Below are 22,236 nucleotides of genomic sequence, written 5' to 3'. Positions count from 1 at the left end.
ACGCGAACGCACCGGACGGCGCATGCGCGCCGCGTCGTTCATGTGTCGCTCACGAGTGTCATTTACGCGCCGCTCTTCCCGCCTTTCGCGCCCGTTCCACTGTGGGCGCGCGCCTGCAGCAACTGCAGACTCTCATCGACACTCAGTTCGGACATCGCATCGTCGCGCAGCGTGTCGTCGGCCGCGCGTCGCAGCGCACGGAGCGCGTGCTCCTTGAGCCGCACCATCGAAAACTGCAATCCGCGTGCCGCGCACTCGGCCGCGAACGTGCGCAACGACTCGATCGTCGTACCGTCGACGTCCGGCGTTTCCTCGAGGCTCAGCATCACCGTATGCGTATCGGGCGCGGTCTTCATCAGTGCACGCACGCGATTGAGCATCCGGTCCGCGTTCGCGAAGAACAGCTGCGCCTCCGGCCGTACGATCAGCACGCCGGGCACCGGCTTCGCCTCCGCATGATTCGCGACGTCGACGAAATCGTGCCCGTCGCGCAGCCGGCCGAGCACGCTGACGTTCGGCTCCGACAGCTTGCGCAGCGTCAGCAGCAGGCTCACGCCGATGGCCGCCAGCAGCCCGTGCAGCACGCCGAACACGAGCACCGCGAGCAGCGCGGCGATCACGACGAGCCGGTCGCGATGCCAGACCCAGTACGGCCGGAACACCGACGGATGCAGCGAATGGCTGACCGCGAAGATCACGATCGCCGCGAGCACGGGTTCCGGCGTGCGCGCGAGCTGCGGCAGCAGCAGCCACACGATCAGCGCGACCACGCCGGCCGCCCACAAGCCCGCGAACCGCGACTGCGCACCGGCCGCCTCGTTCGCGGACGTCGCCGAATAACCGGCACCGACCGGCATCCCGTGCAGCAGCCCCGACACGACGTTCGCGCAGCCGATCGCGACCAGGTCGCGATTGGCCGACACGCTGTCGCCATGCTTCAGCGCAAAGTTGCGGATCGATCCGTACGACTCCGCGTACAGGATCAGCATCAGCGCGAATGCGAGCTCGACCGTCTGCATCCACGCATTGCGGTCGAGCTGCGGCAGCCCGAATTCGAGGTGGCGGAAATCGATGTGCCCGACGATCGCGATCCCGTAGTGCTGCCAGTCGAGCAGATAGCTGGCCGCGATCGACAGCACGATCACGACGAGCGTCGCCGGCACGCGCGAGCGCCGTCCGAGCAGGAACAGGAGCGCCAGCGCGGTCGCGCCGAGCGCGACGCTCGCGAGGTTGGCCCGCGGCGCGCCGGTGACGAGGTCGAGCACGACGTGCGGCGCATCGCTGTGACGCACGGAGATCGCGAGAATTTTCGGGAGCTGCTTGATGACGATCGTCAGCGCCAGTCCGAACGTGAAACCGCGCAGGACCGGCCGCGCGATGAAGTCCGACATGCCGCCGAGCCGCGCGAGACCGGCCAGGATGAACAGCACGCCCGTCATCGCGACGAGCGCGGCCGCCAGCGCGAGCTGCGCGGCGAGCGCCATGCCCGATTCGGCCAGCACGGTCGCCGCGAGCACCGCCGCCGACGACGACGTCGACGACACGATCGCGAAGCGGCTGCTGCCGGTCAGCGCATAGACGACGAGCCCCGACAACAGCGCGATGAGACCGGCCTGCGGCGGCAGGTTCGCGAGACCCGCATATGCGACCGCCTCCGGAATCAGCAGCCCGGCGATCGACAGGCCGGCCAGCGCATCGAGGCCGATGCGCCGCGTGGGCGGCGGCGTTGCCGCATCGAGTGCGGCGAAATGCTCGGGTTGCTGCGGGCCGGCATCCGGACGGGTCTGTACGGTCGTCATGGGCGGGTGGCGCCGTGCGCGTGTCAGGGTTTGACGGCGATGACACCCGACCAGCCGGGCAGATAGCGCGCGTCCTGGTCGTGCGCGCGGCTCAGCGAGACATCCAGCGCCTTCGAAAAGCTCTTGCGGATCTGATCGAGCGTGACGTGCTGGCGAAGATAGTCGGCCCACAGGAATTCGCTGAACGGCGTCGCATCCTTCGCATAGCCGCCCGCCGTGCGCAGCTCGCCCGCGAGGCTGCGATACGGATCGTCCTCGAGTCCCGTCAGCGATCTCGGCAGCTGCGCGTAGTCGCGACGGGAGCCGTCGGCGCCGAACGGATGCACCCACTGGTTGTGTTCCATCATCCGCCAGAAGATCGTGTCGTCGAGCCACGACAGATCCTTCAGCAGCATCGCGTTCACGCGCGTCTCCCCTTCCTCGATCAGCGCGAGGCCGAGATGGTGGTGATCGGTGATGTAGTGCTGGCCGCCCGGGCCGAGCACGGCCGGAAACCAGTGCGATTCGATCGCGGCCTTGCGCGCACGCTTGTCGAGCGTTTTCCAGTGCTTGCGCTTCGCTTTCACTTCGCGATAGCCGACCGTCATTTGCGTCGGATGCAGTGTGTCCAGTCGGACGGGAATCAGATGAACGTCGTTGCCGAGTGCCATGGTCGTACCCCGTGTTACGAATTTCCGGCAACGATACTCCTGATCCCGTCGGCCGTTAATACGTCGCGACGTCGATGCGCCCGCGCTTGACCATCCCTGACAACCACGCCGCATTCACTGCGACACGTTCACAACGACACGTTCGACATCACGCCCGCAAGTCGTCGCGCTCGAGACGATGACGCACGTAAGGTATCCCGTCGTGCACGACGCTCACGCGCCGCATCCCGAGCTTGCGCGCGACGTTGAGCGAGCCTGTGTTCGCTTCGGCGATGTCGGCGATCACGCGCGGCAGCCGCACGCTGTCGAACGCGTGACGCACGACAGCCGCGGCGGCCTCGCACGCGATGCCGCGGCCCCACGCAGCACGGATGAGCCGCCAGCCGATCTCGACGTCGCGCGCGCCGCCCGCATAGTCGGGAATCAGCAGCACCCAGCCGATGAACGCGTCGTGCGCGGTCTTCTCGAAGATCGACCAGTAGCCGAGGCCCGGCGGATAGTCGCGTGTGATGCGGTGCGTGACGAAGCGGCGATGCTCGTCCGGATCGTGCCACGGCCCCGCGATGTAGCGCGTGACCTCCGGATCGCGATCCATCTCGATGCTCGCGTCGAGGTCGGCCAGCACGCGCGGACGCAGCCACAACCGCTCGGTCTCCAGCACGGGCAACGCGGCAACGGAAGGTTCGGCCATCTGGACTCCTGATTCGGGGGATGCGCATCGAGCGCATTACATAACTGATACAACAAGCCTTCCGCAATGATACAGACGCCTGACGCATGCCTCGCGCCGGCCCCGTTGCGGCTTTCGCAACAGTTCATTTCGTAGGGATTATTCCCGATTCGCCGCTATCGCGCCCCACATCGCGCCGCGTCGCCGCCTACACTCGATTGATGCCCCCGCGCCGCGCGCCTGGCGGGCCGGCATCCGCCTGCAGATCGTGAGCGCGCAAGCCAACGAGGAGACCTCGGACATGAGCTGGACCCGCGAGCAACGCAACGTCACGATCGCCGCCTACCTCGGGTGGACGCTCGACGCGTTCGATTTCTTCCTGATGGTCTTCGTGCTGAAGGACATCGCCGCCGAATTCGCGTCGACGATCCCCGCCGTCGCGTTCGCGCTCACGCTGACGCTCGCGATGCGCCCGCTCGGCGCGCTGATCTTCGGCAGGCTCGCCGATCGTTTCGGTCGCCGTCCGACGCTGATGGTCAACATCGCGTGCTATTCGGTACTCGAGCTCGCGTCCGGTTTCGCGCCGAGCCTGACCGCGCTGCTGGTGCTGCGCGCGCTGTTCGGGATCGCGATGGGCGGCGAATGGGGCGTCGGCTCCGCGCTGACGATGGAAACCGTGCCGACCCATGCACGCGGCTTCGTGTCGGGCCTGCTGCAGGCCGGCTATCCGAGCGGGTACCTGCTCGCGTCGATCGTGTTCGGCGTGCTTTACCAGTACATCGGCTGGCGCGGGATGTTCATGATCGGCGTGCTGCCCGCGCTGCTCGTGCTGTACGTGCGTGCACACGTACCCGAATCGCCGGCGTGGAAGCAGATGGAAAAGGCCCCGCGGCCCAGCCTCGGCGCGACGCTGCAGCAGAACTGGAAGCTCACGATCTACGCGATCATTCTGATGAGCGCATTCAACTTCTTCTCGCACGGCACGCAGGATCTCTACCCGACCTTCCTGCGCGAACAGCATCATTTCGATCCGCATACCGTGTCGTGGATCACGATCGTGCTGAACATCGGCGCGATCGTCGGCGGCCTGTCGTTCGGCGCGATCTCCGAGCGCATCGGCCGCCGTCGCGCGATCTTCGTCGCCGCGCTGATCGCGTTGCCGGTGCTGCCGCTGTGGGCATTCTCGAGCGGCGCGCTCACCCTCGCCGCCGGCGCGTTCCTGATGCAGATCTCGGTGCAGGGCGCATGGGGCGTGATCCCCGTCCACCTGAACGAGATCTCGCCCGATGAGATCCGCGCGACCTTCCCCGGCGTCGTCTACCAGCTCGGCAACCTCCTTGCGTCGGGTAACGCGACGATGCAGGCGTCGCTCGCGGTTTCGCACGGGAACAACTATGGTTTTGCGCTCGCGCTCGTGGCCGGCATCGTGGCCGTCGTGATCGCCGTGCTGATCCTGTTCAGCCGCGAACGGCGCGGCATCGACATGACGCAATCGGTCAATACGCGTACCACCGCCGGCTGAGCGCCGGCATTGCCGCAGCGCATCATCGCGTGTGCCCCGCCCGGCCGGGGCCGCACGCCGTGCTTTCCGCATCCGCACATCGAACTAGAGGAATTTGTCCAGATTCCCCGCTTGCCCGCGCCGCCCGCGTTTTTTTATCTTAATAAAAACGGCTGTTTGAATCAGACCAACAAATCACCTGTTCGCGGCTGGGCGACCGGCATTGGGAGGCGGGACATGGCAGTAAGTCAGGAGGGGCGACCGTCGGCTGGACGGCCGTCCGGGACGCGGTCATCCAGCAATGGGCAGACCGGCGGGACGAAGGCGCGCATCCTCGATGCGGCCGAGGACCTGTTCATCGAACACGGCTTCGAAGCGATGTCGATGCGGCAGATCACGTCGCGCGCGGCGGTGAACCTCGCCGCGGTCAACTACCACTTCGGCAGCAAGGAAGCGCTGATCCACGCGATGCTGTCGCGCCGGCTCGACCAGCTCAACCAGGAACGCCTCGGCATCCTCGACCGCTTCGATGCGCAGCTCGGCGCACACATCACGTGCGAGCACGTGCTCGGCGCGATGTTCATTCCGGCGCTGAAGGCGTCCCGCGATCCCGATCGCGGCGGCCCGGCGTTCCTGCGGTTGATCGGCCGCGCGTACACCGACCCGTCGCCGTTCGTGCGCAATTTCCTGACCGCGCACTATGCGAGCGTCGCGGGCCGCTTCTTCGATGCGTTCCAGCGCGCGCTGCCGCATCTGCCGCGCACCGAGCTCGGCTGGCGGCTGCACTTCGCGATCGGCGCGCTGTCCGGCGCGCTGGCCGGTGCCGAAACCGAAAGCCTGATCGACGAATTCTCGCAAGGCCGCACGATGAACGACGTGCAGATGATCGCGCGGCTGTCGTCGCTGATCGTCGCCGCGTTGAAGGCGCCGATGCCCGACACCGCGCAATTGTCGATCTTCGCGGCCGTGCTCGACGATGCGGGCGCGAGCGAAGCGTTCGGGCTGTCGTCGAGACCCGCTGCCGCCGACACGGCGACGATGCAGTCGACGAGCTGATCGCGCACGGCCGCGCAGGCGCCGAATCACGATTTTTTGACGGCCCGAGCCGGCGTTCACGCGCCGGTGCGGGCTGTACCAATGTCATGCGGCGGGAGCCCAGGCCGGCTTTCGTCGACGAACAGCATCGAGTACGAGCAGACGCGAAAGCGCAACTCGCATCGACCGCGAAGCATGGGGTGCGAGTAAGCGCTGAAGCGCCAACTCGCACCGACACCGGAGACACATCATGTCCTTATCCGCAGCAACCGCAGCGGCCCAGCTCCCGCCGAACAGCGACGGCATCTGGTACGCGTCGTATCCGCCCGGCGTACCGCACGAGATCGACGTCACGCAATACGCGTCGCTCGTGCAGTTCTTCGACGAATGCACCACGCGCTTCGCCGAACGGGTCGCCTACGTGAGCGCCGGCGCCTCGATGACCTACCGTACGCTCGCGCAGAAAGTCGACGCGTTCGCGTCGTATCTGCAGAGCACCGGCGTGAAGCCCGGCGACCGCGTCGCGATCATGCTGCCGAACACGTTCCAGTATCCGGTCGCGCTGTTCGGCACGCTGAAGGCCGGCGCGATCGTCGTCAACGTCAATCCGCTCTACACCGCGCGCGAACTCGCGCACCAGCTGAAGGACAGCGGCGCGCAGACGATCGTCGTGTTCGAGAACTTCGCGCGCACGCTGCAGGATGCGCTGCCGGAAACGCAGGTGAAGAACATCGTCATCACCGCGCTCGGCGACCTGCTCGCCGACGGTTTCAACGCGAAGGGCCGCCTGATCAATTTCGTGCTGAAGCACGTGAAGAAACTCGTGCCGGCCTACGACCTGCCGCAGGCGATCCGGCTGCGCTCCGCGCTGGCGCTCGGCGCTCGCGGCAAACCGCAACCGGTGCAGGCGACTCGCGACGATCTCGCGTTCCTGCAATACACCGGCGGCACGACCGGCGTCGCGAAAGGCGCGATGCTCACGCACGGCAACCTGATCGCGAACCTGCTGCAAGCGAAGGCGTGGATCGCCGACCAGGTATCGGGCGAGGTCGAAACCGTGCTGACGCCGCTGCCGCTTTACCACATCTATTCGCTGACGGTGAATGCGTTCATCTTCATGGGGCTCGGCGGACGCAACATCCTGATCGCGAACCCGCGCGACATGAAGATGGTGATGAAGATCATCCGCCACGAAACCTTCACCGGGATCACCGGCATCAACACGCTGTACAACGCGTTCCTCGACAACGAGGAATTCCGCCAGCGCGACTTCTCGAAGCTCAAGCTCGCGATGGCCGGCGGGATGGCGATGCAGCGCGCGGTCGCGGAGCGTTTCCAGCAGGTCACGGGGCGGCCGGTCGTCGAAGGCTACGGGCTCACCGAATGCTCGCCGATCGTCACGATGAACCCGGTGAACCTGAGCGACATGGCCGCGTTCAGCGGCTCGATCGGCCTGCCCGCGCCGTCGACGCTCGTGCGCTTTCGCCGCGAGGACGGCACCTGGGCCGACATCGGCGAACCCGGCGAACTGTGCGTGCACGGCCCGCAGGTGATGCGCGGCTACTGGCAGCGTCCCGACGAGACCGCGAAGGTGATCGACGCCGACGGCTGGCTCGGCACCGGCGACATCGGCGTGATGGACGAGCGCGGTTTCATCCGCCTCATCGACCGCAAGAAGGACATGATCCTCGTGTCGGGCTTCAACGTGTATCCGAACGAGATCGAGGAAGTGCTGGTCATGCATCCGGGCATCAGCGAAGCCGCCGCGATCGGTATCCCGGACGAAGTACAGGGCGAGCGGATCAAGGTATTCGTCGTGCGCCGCGACCCGGCGGTGACGGGCGACGACGTGCTCGCGCATTGCCGCAAGAACCTGACCGGCTACAAGATGCCGAAGTTCGTCGAGTTCCGCGACGTGTTGCCGCAGACGAACGTCGGCAAGATCCTGCGCCGCGCGTTGCGCGACGAGGAGCTGGCGAAGATCAACGCTGCGAAGCAAGGTTGAACGCCCATCGCTCCGGGAGACGCTGTCGATGAACGAAGCAACGAAGCGCCGCGCGGCGCATGCCGCCGCGGTGGCGATCGCCTGCATGCTGTTACTCGCGCAACCCTGCTTGCATGCACAGGAAGCGGCCGATGCCGCGAGCGCGCCGCAGGAGGCCGCCCTGCCGGCCGACCTGGCGAAGGTCGCGCACGAGCCGGCCGCGCAGCAGGCGCGCTGGCTGCGTACAGCCGCCCAGCGCGGCACGCTCGCGCAACTCGACGACGCGACGCTCACGGCGCTGTTCAAGGCGCTCGATCCACTCGCCGTACCGCTCTATATCCGCAATGGTCCTAACGGTTATCCGTCGTACCAGTTCACGATGGTGCGTCAGGAGCGCATCAGCGGGAAATGGTCCAATACGCCCGACCGCATGCTCGTGAAGACCACCCGCGAGCCGTTGCGCGTTTATGCGAAATGGCTGCCGGGCGGCGCGCATGCCGGACAGGAAACGATCTACGACACGACGCGGCGCAAGGACGAGATGTACGGTCATCTCGGCGGCCTGCTCGGCAAGATTCCGTTGTGGACGGCGCTCGACGGGGCGCTCGCGCGCGCGCAGTCGAATCACCAGGTCAAGGATCTCGGCACCGAATTCATCACGAACCTGTACCTGACCGAAGGAAAGAAATACCAGGAAGCCGGCGTGCAGCGGCCGACCCAGGTGCAAGCGAAGACGATCGGCGGCGTGCGGGTCGTCGCGCTCACCTACGAGACGCCGACCGGCCGGCCGCAGTTCTATGCGAAGAAGGAAATTCTCGGGCTCGACCTGCACGCGCCCTACTTCCGCACCGTGGAGTCCTATGACAACGACGGGAAGATCTTCGAGCGGATCGTCATCGAGAATATCGCGCCGGCCCCGCTCGACGAAACCGCGTTCGATCCCAAAAATCCTGACTACGCGTTCTGATGGCCGCCGGCGCGACGCGTGTCAGGGTCAGTCGTCGTCATCGTCGTGATGCTTGCGCCAATGCTTGTAATGGTGCCTGCGCCACTTGCGGTAGCCGTCGTCATCCTCGTCGCGGTAGTAACCGTATCCGTAACCGGGATAGGCGACCACCGCCGGTTGCGGTGCCACATAGACCGGCGCCGGCTCGACATAGACCGGCGCGACCGGTACGCCGATACCGACCGACAGGTCGACGTGCGCCATTGCACTGCCGGAAGCGAGCAATGCCGCGCTCCCGATCCATACTGCCCATCCTCTCTTGCCCATGTTCGGCTTCCCCTGATTCGCCGGCCTGCCCGGCACGCGCGACGACTGTAGTCGCGCTGCGTGCCGCCAGGTGCTACGCCGTTGCGAGAGTCGTAACGCGACGTAACCAAACGGCCCTAGCCATTTGACCGAATCGCGAAAATGCGCGCGAACGTCTATAGTGGGTTACGGTTCGACACAATCGCGACTGCGCGCTGGCGGAACGAACAGGGTAAAATCCCGCCAAACACCTGGTGGGCGAACCCGCCACACACACGCACAACATATTCTCTGACGCAGGCTCCTGCCGCACCTCAATGGCCAATCCCGCAGAATCCCATCCGCAAAACGACTTCATCAATGCGGCGCGCAAGGAACGTAAGCGCGTTGAAATCTATCTCGTCAACGGCATTCGTCTGACGGGGTGTATCGAGTCGTTCGACCAGTACCTGGTGATGCTGCGCACCCCCGTGGGTCTGCAAGGCATCTACAAGCGTGCGATTTCCACGATTCAGCTCGACACGGGCGGCTCGCGTCCGGGCGGCGGCGGTCCCCGCGGCCCGCGCCCCGGCGGCCGGCCGGGCGGCCGCGAAGGTGGCGGCCACAGCCCGTACGGCTCGCACGGCGGCTCCCGCGAATCGCGCGGCGATGGCGGCTACGGCTCGCGCGAACCGCGTGAAGGTTACGGTTCCCGCGAACCGCGCGAGGGTTACGGTGCTCCGCGCGAGCCCCGCGAAGGCTACGGCGCCCCGCGCGAACCGCGTGAAAGCTATGGCGCGCCGCGCGATGCAGGCGATGCGTCGGGCAACACGTCGTCGCCCGACCGCGGCGGCAACGGGCCGGTGATCGTCACGCGCCGCCGGCGAATCGTGCCGGACGGCCAGTAAAACGAAAGGGCAAGCCAAACGGCTTGCCCTTTTTGCTGGTGGGTCGGCGCGGCATGGCGCCGCACCGGCCCTGCCGTGATCGCTCAGCGTGCCGTCGTCGGCAAGCCTGCGTCGGCCTGGCGCTGCAGCGAACGCACCTGCTGCTGCAATGCGCGCAGTTGCGACTGAAGCTCCGCCTGTTGCGCCTGGAGCGCCGCCGTTTCGTTGCGGACGTTCTTCTGGCGATCCGCGACCGCTGCCTGCTGCTCCCGTGCGATCGAGATGTCGGCCTGCAGACGCCGCGCCCGCTCCTGCGTCACTTCGATCTGCCGGTCCATCTGCGCCTTCTGCGATTCCAGCTTCGCCGCACGCAGCTCGTTGACGGCCAGGCGTTCCGCCTGACGCGAGAAATCGCGATAGATCGCTTCCGCCCGCGTTTCGTCGTGAGTCTTGATCACGCGCCAGAACGCCTTCTGCTGGAACAGCGCGACGAAATACGAACCGTCCTTCACGCTGAACAGCAGGCTCGCGCCGTAGCTGCCGTTGTAGCTCGTGCGCATTTCCGTCAGCGAATGCGCCTGGATCTGGCGCTGCAGCTCGTCAACCGTGCTGGGGCCGCTCGACTCGCCTGCCTGCGGCTGCACCGACGTCTGGACCTGCTGATCGATCACCGGAATCGCCGCCACCGTTGCCGACGCCTGCTGTACCGCCGGCGCCGCATTGCCCGCCAACCCCTGCGCGGACGCGCCCTGCATGCCTCCCATCATGGCGAGCAACACACACGCCCGCCCCAACCCCGTCATATGGCTCATGAATTTAGATTCCCGCCCGTGTCGTTGTAATTCAGCGCGATTTTATCTCATTAATTACTCGCTTTCGCGGGTCTCGGGCTCTTCGTCGAATATCTGGTATTTGCGCATCTTTTCCCACAACACCTTGCGGCTGATGCCGAGCTGCTGGGCCGTATCCTGGCGCCGCCAGCCGTTGGCGTCGAGCGCCGCGATCACGCGGCTGCGCTCGTTCATATCCCATTTGCTGCGGTCGACGAACACTTCCGCCGCACTCTCGACCGGCACCGGCTGCGCCGAATTGCGCGCATGCGCGACCAGCCGCTGCAGCCGCGCCGCATCCCAGCCGCCCGTTTGCCGGACCGTCACGCCGACGCGCTCAGCAAGGTTGCGCAGCTCGCGCACGTTGCCCGGGAAATAGCTGTCCGCCACCGCGTCCGCGAGCCAGTAAGGCAGATCCGACAGTTGCGCGAGCCGCTCGTCGCCCACCACCTCCGCGACGAACGATTTGAACAGCGCGATCTTGTCGACCGCGCCCCGCTCTTCCAGCGACGGAATGTTCAGCTCGATCACCGCGAGCCGATAGTAGAGATCCGCGCGGAACAGGCCGTCCTTCACGAGCTGCGGCAGCTTCTTGTTGCTGGCCGCGACGAGCCGGAAATCGACCTTGATCGGCGACGTCGCGCCGACCCGCAACACCGCGCCGTCCTCGAGCACGCGCAATAGCTTGACCTGCTGGTACAACGGCAGGTCGCCGACTTCGTCGAGGAACAGCGTGCCGCCGGCCGCCTGTTCGAAATAGCCTTTATGCGCGACAACCGCGCCGGTGAACGAGCCTTTCGCATGCCCGAAGAACAGCGATTCGAACAGGCCGTCCGGAATCGCGCCGCAGTTGACCGGCACGAATTCGCCGTCGCGGTAGCGCGAATGCTTCTGGTGCAGCAATTGCGCGATGCGCTCCTTGCCGACGCCGGTTTCGCCGTGCAGCAGCACGTTGGTGTCGCAGTCGGCGAACGTATCGACTTCGTGCAGCAGCGCCTGCATCGACTCCGAGTGCGCGACCAGTTCGGACGGCTGCAGCGTTTCGGCCGCGTGTGCGCGCAGTTGCGTGACGAGCTTGCCGACCATCCCGCGCAGTTCGGCGCACGTGAAGTCGAGCGGCAGGATGTGCGAATAGTCGGGCGGATACTGCGACGCGTCGTGGTCGCGGGCCGCGCCGACCCAGACGACCGGCATGCCGATGTTGGCCTGCCAGTCGCGCAGGAATGCGGCGCCGGTTTCGATCATCGTCACGCTGATGATCGCGAGCGACGGGCGCAACGCGGCACGCTCGGGCGAGATTTCCGCATTGTCGGCACGGATCACTTCGACGTCGAAGCTCGCCATGCAGCGGGCAACGCGGTCGACGATGTCCGCCTTGCCTTCCCAGACGTACAGGTCGAGTTCTGCGATTGCGGGCGTGGTTCTCATCGGATGGTCTTGCTTCTCTAATTACTGACAGTTTGTGCAGCGCCGCAGGTCAGCGACATCTGATGCACCGTGGCGGCGCCGAGCTGGACGCCCAGCAGATCCAGCAACGGCTCGATGATACCGTCGAGCCCGCTCAGCAGCGGGCCCAGAATACCGGTCAGGACCCCCAGCAGTTTCGGAATGAAATCCGGTGTGAGCGTGACGCTGAGCACCCCGAACAGCAGATCCACTTTCGGTGTAATCGTGGCCGAGCTCAGACCCGCCAACGCATTGCTCACGGCAGAACCCAGTGCATTCGTGTTGGTGGTCCAGTAGTAGGACGGATCGCTTCCGCCGCGTCCATAGAACGTGTTGGTGGCCGTGTTGCCGGCCAGGTTCACGGATACGTTGGAGATGGTCGCCGAGACCTCGACTGCGCCAGCGAGCACCAGCACGTCAAGTATCTTGGCGGGCGTCGAACAACTGTAGGTCGCCGGCAGGTTGAGCAGGTTCCCGCTGAGCGGAGGCTGGCCAATACAGAGATTCGCGACGCTCGGTTGCGCACTGATCGTGGCCGAATTCGGCGAGGTCAGGCAATTGGTCGACAGCAGTGTCGCGGTGCCGGCACCGAGCTGCAAATAGAGCGGCAGGTACACATTCGCGGACACCACGACCGGCAACGGATTCACGCCGAGGTTGACGAGAAGATAGAGACCGATCTGCGCATTCGTCGCGACCGTGCGCCATGCGCCGGTCGCGTCCTTGCCGCCTTCGCCTACCGCAATGGTCGGCGGGCTGATGACCTGTACCTGCAACTGCACGATCGATACGGAATTGCCGTTCGATAGCGTCAGCGGCACATTGGCGCCGATCGCGACGCCTGGCTTGCCGCTCTGCGAGATCTGTGCCGTCGCCATCACGAGATCGAGCACGTTCACGCTCGCGTCGGCCGCGGCCTGCGCATTCGCGAGACCGAGCTTGAGCAGCGACGTGGCGCTCTGTGAGGTCAGGCTCGCGACGTTGATGTTGGTATTGCTGAGCAGGCTCAGGTTCAGGATGTTGTTCAGCGCGCCGGTGGCGCTCGACTGCACGGTGGCGCCGAGCGTGGAAGTCTTTCCGACGGCCGCAATCATTGCCTTGAGCAGCGTGCCAACCGATGCCTGTGCATTGACCAGCCCGCCCATCGTCCCGTTGCCGACCGACAGCGACTGCAATGCGACCGCGATATCGCCGAGCTTGACGTTCGCGCACGCGAGCCCCTGGTAGGACGCGAGATTGAGCGTCAGCGGCGTACCGCCCTGGCCTTGCAGCAGCGCGCCCAGCAGCGCATTGACCAGGCCGGGATTGCCGGTCGGCACGCCTGAGCAACCGACTCCGCCGACGGCGGCCAGCGTCGCACCGATCGAGAAGGTGTCGATGTTGGTCGCCTTCGCGGTCGACGTGGCGGTCACGGTGCGCGTCGGTCCGAAGAAGAAATACGGCATCGATCTGGAAATCGTGACGCGGACCGCATTCAGCTGGGTGAGCTTGGGAATCGACGTCTTCGACGTATAGAAGCTGCTCGACGTCCCGGTGGCCGTCGGCGCCCAATAACCGCAATCGGCCGTCAAGGTTGTGGTGCCGCCGACGGACAAGCCGTTCTTCGATGCGTTGTTCGTGGCCACGCTCGTCACGTTCGAACACGTGTCGTTCAGCTTCTGGACCGCGGCCAGTGCCGCAAGATCGGCGACGCGCTGCATGTCGCGACGAGCGAGAAACACGTTGCCGATATCGACCGAACCGAGGATCACCATCGCCAGCAGTATCCATACCGACGCCATGACGACGACCGCGCCCCGCTGGCGCCGCGGCGCGGCATGGCCCGGTCGGGCCAGGCGATTTGATGGATGGCGAGCCGCGATCATTGCCGCCTCGCTCAATTCGATTGCATGGAATGCTGGCCGCCGGACCCGCCGTTGCCGTTCGTGTTGACCGGCGACCCCATCGACTCCGGAATCGGGTGCTTGAACGAGTCGAGATAGCGCTGGTAGCTGAGCGATGCGGCATCGCCGAGCATCGGCTGTGCCGATCCAGCAGCACGGTTGTCCCGCTGCAGCGCGAGCAGCGCCTCGGTCGAAGCGCCGATTTCCGATGCAGGCGGCATCGCTTGCTCGCAATGTGCGGCCGTCGCGGCCCCCATCAGCGCAATCAGTGCGATACCGCGGTGCAGCCCGGCCAGACGGCCGATGAAACGTTTGTCGTTCGTCATGTCACTTCCCCCCGGATGCTTTGTCATTGTGCGAACCGCTGCAGCAGCGGCGCGGTGGGATCGAATCCCTGTATGTTTGCGACCGGCGACGGCCGCCGTGCGGCATCGGTACCCGACACGTCGATCACGCTGCCGGAGCCGACCGGCGGCGTCGTCGCCGCGACCGAACCCGGCGACGGCGCTGCGCGGCGCCACGTACGCGCGGCCGTCGCGATCTTTACCGCGTCGCCGCGGATGTCGTTGCGAACGTCGGCCGAAAGCTTCTGCTGCCCCATCAGTCGCTGCGCGTCGCGCGTACGGCCCGACGCAAGCAGGTACAGCACCAGATTGCTGATGATCTTCGGATTGTTCTGATCGAGCTCGGCCGCCTTCATCAGCGGGATGCGCGCGCCTTCGACATCGCCGCTGCGCAGTTTCGCGTAGGCGAGATCCGACAGCGTCGAGGCGTCGGTCGGCGCCAGTACCGTCGCCTGCGACAGAGCCTGCGCGGCGCGCGGGAAATCGCCCGCTGCACCGGCAATCAGACCCAGCCCGCGATACCCGCGCGCGGCCAGCGACGTGTTGAGCAGTTGCGTATAGACGGCCGTACTCGCGGCCGGCTGGTCGGTCATGCGCAACGCATCGGCGCGCAGCAGGATGGTCTGCGGCGACGCACCGTACTGCTTCTCGTACGCGTCGATATGCGCGAGCGATGCGTAATACAGCCCTTGCGACTGCATCCGCTCGATCAGACCCAGATACATGCCGGGCGTATCGGGTGCCGCCTGTTTCTGCGCCGCCGCGTCCATCAATGCCGCCCGCTCGGCCTGCGGCCCGACGCCGTACCCGCTTTCCTTGAACGCCGAACACGCGCAGAGCAGGCTCGCCATGGCCACCATGCCGGCTACTTTCGCGATTTCATCGATGCGTTTCATCTTCCGCCCCTTTCCTTCCCCGCGTCAGCGCTGCGCCTGGCTCAACGCCCGCAACACCGAAATCATCCCCGGACCGGCCGTCACGATCAGCAGCGCGGGCAGCAGCGTCACGATCATCACGCCCGTCATCTTCACCGTCAGCCGGCCGATGCGCTCGCGCAGCATCGCGCGACGCGCCTCGCGCAGGCGTTCGCCGAACTGCTTGAGCGGTTCCTGGACCGCGCCGCCATGCTTGTCGACCTGGATCAGCAATCGCACGATGGCACGCAGATCCTCGTTTTCGAAGCCCGACGACAACCGCTGCAACGACTGCTCGCGAGTGCGCCCTGCTGCGAACTGCCGCTGGGCAATCTCCATTTCGGATGAGAGCACCGGCATCATCCCCTTGAAGTCGTTGGTGACGACCTGGATGCTCTGGTCGAGCGACAGGCCGACCCCTTGAAGCAGACGAAGCATGTCGACCAGCAGCGGCAATTCGTCGACGACGGATTGTTTGCGTTTCGCGGCACGGCGTCTCAGGTAGAGCTTCGGCACCATGAATCCGACGATGAACGAAATGCCCACGCCGAGCCACCACTGCGAGCCGCCAACGTGCGGCCCGGCCACGCCGATATAGGCGAGCGGAATGATGATCGAGCATGCGATCCGCGCACTCAGGAACAAGCCGCGCGTGCGCGTATCGACAAAACCGCATTGCTCGAGCAGCAGCCGGTCCTCTTCGGCAACGGCAAGCCGACCGATGCCGGTATCCAGCCAGCGCATCCCGAGCGCCGACAGACGCTCCTGCACCCGCGCGAAGCGCGACGATGGATCGGTTGCCTGCCGCGCATCCGGATCTTTCCGCAACGACTCGTCCGGCTCCTGGGCTGCCCGCGCGCTGGCGGCCGCCAGCGTTGCGAGTCGCCGCTCGAGCGCGTCGCTCAGCGTCCGGCCGCTGCGCGAGTGCGCATTCGCACTGCGGATCGCGAGCACCGCCAGCAGCAGGATGCCCAGCGCGCCAAGCACCAGTGCAAGCGAACCAAGTTGATTGGCTGTCATGCCGTCACCTGAGTTTGGCCATGTGGTAAAGCCAGATTCCACCCGCGACCTGCAGCATGAACGCGAGGACCAGCAACTGGCGACCGGTGTAGTCGTTCCACATCGACTGCAGATAGAGCGGATTGGTCGCGATGACGAAGCTGCCGATCGCGATCGGCAGCATGACGAGCACCCATGCGGACAGGCGCGTTTCCGAAGACATCGCTTCCAGTTCCCGCTCGGCCTGTTCGAGGTCGCGCATGAACGTCGACATCCGGTCCAGCATGACGTCTGCGCGACCGCCGTACCGGACCGAAAGCCGCAGCACCGATCCCACCAGTTCGAATTCCCTGGTGTGGTAGACGCTCGCGACATGCATCATCGCGCGGTCGATCTCGACGCCCGTGCGCAGCATCCTCGACACGTGGTCCAGGCAACCGCGCAACGGCACCTCGGTCGTTTGCAGCGCGGCCTGGAATGCAGCCGGCACGCTATTGCCCAGCGTGACCAACCGCACGATCCCATCGAGAAACGACGGCAGCTGGCGAACGATCATCAGGCGCCGCCGATGAATCCGCGACACCAGCCAGAACACGAGCAGCGCGGCCCCGCAGACGAGCGCTGCGATCCCGCCGAGCCAGCCGCCCCGGTCGCCTGCAGCGAACCCGGCGCAGATCAGCGCCAGCAGCGCAATCAGCGCCTTGCCGCGTGCGTCCTCGATTCCCGCACGGCTTGCCACGTTGGCGAAATACTCGGTTGCGATTGCGCGCCAGCGCCCCCATTGCGAAGCCGGGACGGCAGGCGCCACGCGTGCCGTCACGGCCGCGGTGCCAGCGTTGGGGGGCGCCACCCGAGTGTCCCGCTGCGGCATGCCGCCCGCTCGTGCACCGGGGTCGATCCGACTGTCGATGAAGCGTTGCACGTCGGCGCGATCGCGCTTCATCTCGCCGTGCCGCCACAGCAACAGCGCGGCGGCGGCGAGCAGAAGCGCCATTGCCAGCACGCTATACATTGAAACCCCCGCCCCCGCGGCCGAACCCGCCGCCGAACCCGCCACCGCCGCCGAAGCCGCCCTGCAGCGTCTGACGGAAGCGGGCGAGCTTCGGCGAGTGCGGATGAATGCCGAGCGACTCCCAGTTGTCGACTTCTTCGCCTTCGGGTGTCACACGCGCCTCGTAGCGATAGAGTTCCTGCGTCGCGATGATGTTGTCCGACAGTCCGGTCACCTCGGTGATCGACAGGATCCGGCGCCGCCCGTTCGACAGACGGCCGATCTGCACGATGAAGTCGATCGCGTTCGCTATCTGCCGGCGCAGGCTCGATTCCGTGCCCTGGAAGCCGGCGAAGCCGGCCAGCATCTCGAGACGATAGAGACACTCGCGCGGCGAACTCGCATGCACGGTGCCCATCGAGCCGTCGTGCCCCGTGTTCATTGCCTGCAGCATCTCGAGCACCTCGCCGCCGCGCACTTCGCCGACGATGATCCGGTCCGGGCGCATCCGCAACGTATTGCGCAGCAAGTCGCGAATCGACACGACACCGGTTCCGTCGAAGCCGCCGGGCCGGCTTTCGAGGCGCACGACATGCGGGTGGTTCAGCGACAGTTCGGCCGTATCCTCGATCGTCACGACGCGTTCAGGCTCGGGAATGTGGAACGCGAGTGCATTGAGCAGCGACGTCTTGCCGGAGCTCGTCCCGCCCGACACGAGAATGTTGCAGCGCGCCTCGACCGCCGCCTCGAGCAGCGCGCCGACCTCCGCATTGAACGTGCCGTTGCCGAGCAGATCGGCCGGCTTCAGCGGATCCTTGCGGAATTTCCGGATCGACACGACCGGCCCGTCGATCGACAACGGCTCGATCACCACGTTGACGCGCCCGCCGTCCGGCAGCCGCGCATCGACCATCGGATTCGATTCGTCGAGGCGCCGGCCGATCGGTGCGAGGATGCGGCGCACGATGCGCAGCAGGTGCGCGTTGTCGGTAAAGCGAATCGGCAGCTTGACCAGGATCCCGTGGCGCGACACGTAGATATCGTTGTAGCCGTTGATCAGGATGTCCTCGACCTGCGGATCGGCGAGCAGATCCTCGATCGGCCCGAACCCCGCAAGCTCCTTGGTCAGCGCCTCGGCAATCGCCCTCACCTCGTTCTCGTTGAGCGGAATGCGGCGCAAACGCACGAAGCTGTCGATTTCCAGATCGACGAACTGGTTGATCGCCTGGCGCGACCAACGGCCGAATTCGGCCCCCAGTTCCTCGATGCGCGTCAGCAGGTGCTCGTGCGCGGCATTCTTGATGTCATGGAACTGCTGCGACTGGGAGAACGGCGCGGCGCCGTCGGCAAATTGGATGTCGTGTGCCATCGCTTACGAACGCTTGGACGAAGGTTGAATGAAACGCTTGAGCACGGACAGGCCCGACGCGGCGTTCTTGCCGGCCGCCGCCGTCCCTGTCAGTCGCTCCGCGAGCGGCTCGAGGGCGCGCACATAAGGATCGCGCTCGGCCATGTCGACGATGAGTCGGCCCTGGTTCGCCGCCTGCGCGATCGACACACGCCGCGCAGGCAGCGTCGTCAGCAACGCGATGCCGAGCCGGTCCGCGATCTGGGCCGGCGTCAGGCTCAGCGCCGCGTCGTACTGATTGACGACGAGACGCGTCTTGCCGAGATCGACTCCTGCATCGCGCAGCCCTTCGAGCAGATCGACCGCGGAAACGATCGACGCGACGCCCTGATCGCAGACGAGCCACGCCTCATCGGCAACGGCTGCAATCTGCGCGACGAACTCCAGGTTGGTAAAGCCGCCGAGATCGACGAGCTGCTGATCGAAGAACGCGCGCAACCGATTCAGCAGACCGACGCACGCCGCGTACGACACGTCGCGCAAATCGGCAAGGTTCGGCGGCAGCGTCGTCAGTGCGACGCCGCTCGAATGTCGCGCAAGTGCTGTGTTGACGAACGTCCGGTCGATGCGGCGCAGGTTCCGCACCGCCTCGACAAAGTGGAATTCGCACCGTGTGTTGAGGAACAACGCGCTATCGCCCGCCGGCAGGCCGAGGTCGACGAGCGCCGTTTGCCGCGCATGCGGCGTGGCAACCCCGAATGCGGACGCGTCGCCTGCGACGTTGGCAGCCGCCCGCTTGTGCAGCCACACGGCCAGGTTCGATGCGAGCGTCGTCACGCCCATCCCGGCACGCGCGCCGAGCAGCGCGACCAGCTTGCCGTGGCGATTGGCCGGTTCCGCGCCGGCATGCTCGAGCAGCCCGCGCGTGATACGCAACGCGTCTTCGGCACTGCCCGATACGTCGATGAAATCGCGCACGCCGGCCCGCAGCGCGGCGAGCGCGCTTTCGGGCTCCGCCAGCGTGCCCAGCGCGACGACCGGCAGGCTCGGGTGCGCAAGACGCACTGCTGCTGCTGCCGCACTGGCTTCGGCGTGCGCACGGGAAAAATCGATGAAGACGATCGCTGGATTGAGCCCCGAGATGCGCTGGGCCAGCGCGCCGGGCTCCAGCGACACGGCCTCCACCGTACCGGCCGAGACGAGCGTGTCGCCGAGCCAGCGGAGATGCTGGTCCTGGTGCGATGCGCATACGAAATAGTCTGTCACGGCGGGCTCAGCCAATGATTGGGTTCTCGCGTTCATGTTGAATACCCCCGAATCCATATCGCGCGACGCCGCGCCGTGCGGTCATTTCGAAAATCCCGGCGCGGCATCCGGCGACGCGATGCCGCCAAGATACGAACGCCAGACCGGCCCGTCGCGCTGCTCGGACAACTCGCCCGGCGTCGCAGGCAGCGGCGCGCCCTTCGCGATCGGCGCCACGAGATGCGGCGTCACGATGATCACCAGTTCCTTGTCGTTCTGCTGGTAATTCAGCGACTTGAAGAACGCGCCGATGATCGGCAGATCGCCCAGGACCGGCACCTTGCTGATGTTCGACATCGTTTCGCGGTCGATCAGGCCGCCGATCACGAAGCTCTCGCCATCGCCCAGTTCCACCGTCGTATCCGCGCGCCGCGTCGTGATGGCCGGCACCGACACGCTGTTGATCGTTACGCCGTGCTGAAAGTCGAGCTGGCTCGATTCAGGCGCGACCTTCAGCGCGATCCGGTGCTGGCTCAGCACGGTCGGCGTCAGCGTCAGGCCAACGCCGTACTGTTTCCAGTCGATCGCCGTCGAGCCCAGCGCCTGCGGCACCGGCACTGGGATTTCGCCGCCGGCGAGAAAACTCGCGCTCTGCCCCGACAGCGCCACCAGCGTGGGCTGCGCAAGCACGCGAGCCAGATTGTTCGCTTCGAGAATCGAGATATTGCCGAAGATGCCGCGACCGGCGGAATTCACGACCAGGTTGAAGGCCGATGCGATCGGGATCCCGCCCGTCGCCTGAAAACCCGACGTCGCGCCGCCTGTCACCGACTGCAGGCCGCCCGGCGAAAACGCGCCGAAGGCGAACCCGTTACTCTGTTTGAAGAAGTTGAGCCCCGCGTCCTTCAGCACCGAGCGGCTGAATTCGACGACGCGCACGTCGACCTGCACGACGCTCCGGTTACCGACCGTCGATGCGTCGATCACGGCGCCGTCCTTGCCGCCCATCCGCTTGCCGATGGCCGCGGCGCGTTCGTGGGCATCGAGTGATGCCGCGGAGCCCGACAGGACCGCGGTACCGCCATAGGCCTTGACCTTCGGCCCCGAACCATCGAGTACTGCCTGAGCCGCCGCATCCACGACATTGACGTTCCATACCGTCGGCTCGTCGCGCCCCCGTTCCCATAACAGCACGTTCGTCGAACCCGGTGCCTTCGCGACCAGCAGCACCGACCCTGCATGGCTGCCCTTCATGACCAGCACGTCGACGACGGCCGGATCACCCACTGCGATCCGTTGCAGCGAGCGACCCGCCGCTACCTGTCGTTGCGAGCCGACCGCCAGGTCAATCGACCCGTTTGTCCCGGCAGCCCCGCTCAGGACGGCAAAAGTCATGGCCCAGATAGCAATCGCGTATGCAATCAGTTTCTTTGTCATTGTGTCGGAGGCCGTCGCGCGGCCCTCTCTCTTCCGTAGCTGCTGTCGATGATCGTATGTTGATGTCAATAGGCAACCGTTTCGGCACGCCCGCCACGAATGACTTCGATGCTGCTTCCGCCTCCCCGGGCAATGATGGGCGCCCGCGGGGCGGCAGCCGGGGCGCGCAGTGCAAAGCGCGCACGCCCGCCCGACAGGTCGTCCAGCCAAACCCCGCTCGCGGCCAGCGCCGATGGCGTCGCGTCGCCGCCCCCCGTACGAACTGCAACCGTCCGTGTCGCGACGTCGGCGTCGCGCGGATTGCGCAGCGCGAGCGTCAGGCGGCCGCTTGCTTCTGCCAGCGTGAGTGCATCGACCTGTGCCGTCGGCACGGCGAGCACCGCGGTCCGCACCGCGCCGCTCGGCCCGCCGCCGCCGTCCCGATCCGAGGTTGCATCGCCGAACGACAGCACACGAACCTTCGACAACAGCAGGCGTGCCTGCGTACCGGGAATCTCCGAGTTCGCCTGCGCGCCCCCCGAACCGTCGCGCCGCAGATTCAGGAACACGTCGACGAAATTGCCGGGCCGCAACCGGTTGCCGACAGCGTTGGTTTCGTCGACCTTGACGGCGACGGCGCGCTCGCCGAGTGCCACCTGATCGGCCAGCCCGGAAGTCAACCCGCCTTCGAGCACCGGCGCAGCAACAGGAATGTCGTTTGCCGGCACGCGACCGACGAGCGGCGTCGGATCGCTGAACCCGCCCGTCGGCAGCATGGGAACCTGCGCGAGCTTCAATGCGTCGGCGGGAATCGGCTGACCGCCCGGCAGCAGGCGTGCCGCCACGACGATCGGCACCGACTGCGCCGTTGCAGTGGACATCGCCTCAACCGGCGGATGGGCCGGCGCGCGGCCAAGCGTCCATGCATAGATCCCGAGCAGGACAGCGATTGCGATCAGCAGCCCCGCGATGATCTTCGTCAAGTTGTTGGCCATGGTGAATGTCGGTGCCGTAGATTGATGTTGTTATGTTCGAGCGTGGGCACCGCTGCGTGCAGGTGACC

At 66.1% G+C, this 22,236-nt stretch carries 20 protein-coding genes; 5 read left to right on the top strand and 15 right to left on the bottom strand.

Annotated features, from left to right (window positions below; genetic code table 11):
- Positions 1-62 precede the first annotated feature (62 nt).
- The 3 genes from C7H84_RS17620 to C7H84_RS17610 all read right to left on the bottom strand — a co-directional run bounded on the left by C7H84_RS17620 (position 63) and on the right by C7H84_RS17610 (position 3,140).
- On the bottom strand, positions 63-1,799 hold the full coding sequence (locus tag C7H84_RS17620) for a SulP family inorganic anion transporter (RefSeq protein WP_121859960.1): 1,737 nt from the start codon (positions 1,797-1,799) through the stop codon (positions 63-65).
- Positions 1,800-1,822: 23 nt separating this feature from the next.
- Positions 1,823-2,449, bottom strand: coding sequence for a ParB/Srx family N-terminal domain-containing protein (locus tag C7H84_RS17615; RefSeq protein WP_121859959.1), 627 nt, complete (start codon positions 2,447-2,449; stop codon positions 1,823-1,825).
- Positions 2,450-2,597: 148 nt separating this feature from the next.
- Positions 2,598-3,140, bottom strand: coding sequence for a GNAT family N-acetyltransferase (locus tag C7H84_RS17610; protein WP_121859958.1), 543 nt, complete (start codon positions 3,138-3,140; stop codon positions 2,598-2,600).
- A gap of 280 nt (positions 3,141-3,420) precedes the next feature.
- Between C7H84_RS17610 and C7H84_RS17605 the strand changes: the two genes are divergently transcribed.
- The 4 genes from C7H84_RS17605 (at position 3,421) to C7H84_RS17590 (ending at position 8,606) form a co-directional block, all read left to right on the top strand.
- Entirely contained in the window at positions 3,421-4,641 is a 1,221-nt protein-coding gene (locus C7H84_RS17605; protein WP_121859957.1) for an MFS transporter, read from the top strand.
- A gap of 216 nt (positions 4,642-4,857) precedes the next feature.
- The gene (locus C7H84_RS17600; RefSeq protein WP_121859956.1) at positions 4,858-5,676 is read left to right on the top strand and encodes a TetR/AcrR family transcriptional regulator; all 819 of its coding nucleotides are present in this window, start codon (positions 4,858-4,860) and stop codon (positions 5,674-5,676) included.
- A 229-nt stretch (positions 5,677-5,905) separates the two neighbouring features.
- The gene (locus tag C7H84_RS17595) at positions 5,906-7,660 is read left to right on the top strand and encodes an AMP-binding protein (protein WP_121859955.1); all 1,755 of its coding nucleotides are present in this window, start codon (positions 5,906-5,908) and stop codon (positions 7,658-7,660) included.
- A 28-nt stretch (positions 7,661-7,688) separates the two neighbouring features.
- A complete protein-coding gene (locus C7H84_RS17590; RefSeq protein ID WP_121859954.1) occupies positions 7,689-8,606 on the top strand; it encodes a DUF1571 domain-containing protein in 918 nt (305 codons plus the stop codon).
- Positions 8,607-8,633: 27 nt separating this feature from the next.
- On the opposite strand, the gene C7H84_RS17585 is transcribed toward C7H84_RS17590, so the two are convergent.
- A complete protein-coding gene (locus C7H84_RS17585) occupies positions 8,634-8,912 on the bottom strand; it encodes a PXPV repeat protein (RefSeq protein WP_121859953.1) in 279 nt (92 codons plus the stop codon).
- A gap of 296 nt (positions 8,913-9,208) precedes the next feature.
- Here C7H84_RS17585 and hfq point away from each other — a divergent pair, with 296 nt between their 5' ends.
- Complete coding sequence (hfq, locus tag C7H84_RS17580; RefSeq protein ID WP_121859952.1) at positions 9,209-9,778, top strand: RNA chaperone Hfq; 570 nt, start codon at positions 9,209-9,211, stop codon at positions 9,776-9,778.
- 83 nt (positions 9,779-9,861) lie between these two features.
- Here hfq and C7H84_RS17575 read toward each other — a convergent pair whose 3' ends face one another.
- From C7H84_RS17575 to cpaB, 11 genes are all read right to left on the bottom strand, one after another.
- Entirely contained in the window at positions 9,862-10,569 is a 708-nt protein-coding gene (locus tag C7H84_RS17575; protein WP_121859951.1) for a DUF2968 domain-containing protein, read from the bottom strand.
- 54 nt (positions 10,570-10,623) lie between these two features.
- Positions 10,624-12,015, bottom strand: coding sequence for a sigma-54 dependent transcriptional regulator (locus C7H84_RS17570; protein ID WP_121859950.1), 1,392 nt, complete (start codon positions 12,013-12,015; stop codon positions 10,624-10,626).
- Between the two features lie 17 nt (positions 12,016-12,032).
- Positions 12,033-13,898: a TadG family pilus assembly protein gene (locus C7H84_RS17565; RefSeq protein ID WP_121859949.1), complete on the bottom strand. Its 1,866-nt coding sequence runs from the start codon at positions 13,896-13,898 to the stop codon at positions 12,033-12,035.
- 11 nt (positions 13,899-13,909) lie between these two features.
- Complete coding sequence (locus C7H84_RS17560) at positions 13,910-14,242, bottom strand: DUF3613 domain-containing protein (protein WP_121859948.1); 333 nt, start codon at positions 14,240-14,242, stop codon at positions 13,910-13,912.
- A 23-nt stretch (positions 14,243-14,265) separates the two neighbouring features.
- Positions 14,266-15,156 carry a pilus assembly protein gene (locus tag C7H84_RS17555; RefSeq protein WP_121859947.1) on the bottom strand — a complete coding sequence of 297 codons (891 nt, stop codon included), beginning with the start codon at positions 15,154-15,156 and terminating at the stop codon, positions 14,266-14,268.
- A gap of 24 nt (positions 15,157-15,180) precedes the next feature.
- On the bottom strand, positions 15,181-16,194 hold the full coding sequence (locus C7H84_RS17550) for a type II secretion system F family protein (RefSeq protein ID WP_121859946.1): 1,014 nt from the start codon (positions 16,192-16,194) through the stop codon (positions 15,181-15,183).
- A 4-nt stretch (positions 16,195-16,198) separates the two neighbouring features.
- Positions 16,199-17,185: a type II secretion system F family protein gene (locus C7H84_RS17545; protein ID WP_121859945.1), complete on the bottom strand. Its 987-nt coding sequence runs from the start codon at positions 17,183-17,185 to the stop codon at positions 16,199-16,201.
- Positions 17,178-18,533 (bottom strand): CpaF family protein, encoded by a 1,356-nt coding sequence (locus C7H84_RS17540; protein WP_121859944.1) that lies wholly within the window; start codon positions 18,531-18,533, stop codon positions 17,178-17,180. The genes C7H84_RS17545 and C7H84_RS17540 overlap by 8 nt, the downstream gene beginning before the upstream one ends.
- A gap of 3 nt (positions 18,534-18,536) precedes the next feature.
- The gene (locus C7H84_RS17535; protein WP_121859991.1) at positions 18,537-19,814 is read right to left on the bottom strand and encodes a fimbrial protein; all 1,278 of its coding nucleotides are present in this window, start codon (positions 19,812-19,814) and stop codon (positions 18,537-18,539) included.
- 45 nt (positions 19,815-19,859) lie between these two features.
- A complete protein-coding gene (locus C7H84_RS17530) occupies positions 19,860-21,194 on the bottom strand; it encodes a type II and III secretion system protein family protein (RefSeq protein ID WP_121859943.1) in 1,335 nt (444 codons plus the stop codon).
- A gap of 65 nt (positions 21,195-21,259) precedes the next feature.
- A complete protein-coding gene (cpaB, locus tag C7H84_RS17525) occupies positions 21,260-22,168 on the bottom strand; it encodes a Flp pilus assembly protein CpaB (protein WP_121859942.1) in 909 nt (302 codons plus the stop codon).
- Between the last annotated feature and the right edge of the window lie 68 nt (positions 22,169-22,236).

The sequence above is a fragment of the Burkholderia sp. Nafp2/4-1b genome, assembly GCF_003635165.1.
GTDB lineage: Bacteria > Pseudomonadota > Gammaproteobacteria > Burkholderiales > Burkholderiaceae > Burkholderia.
This window is presented reverse-complemented; position numbering and strand designations above follow the sequence as displayed.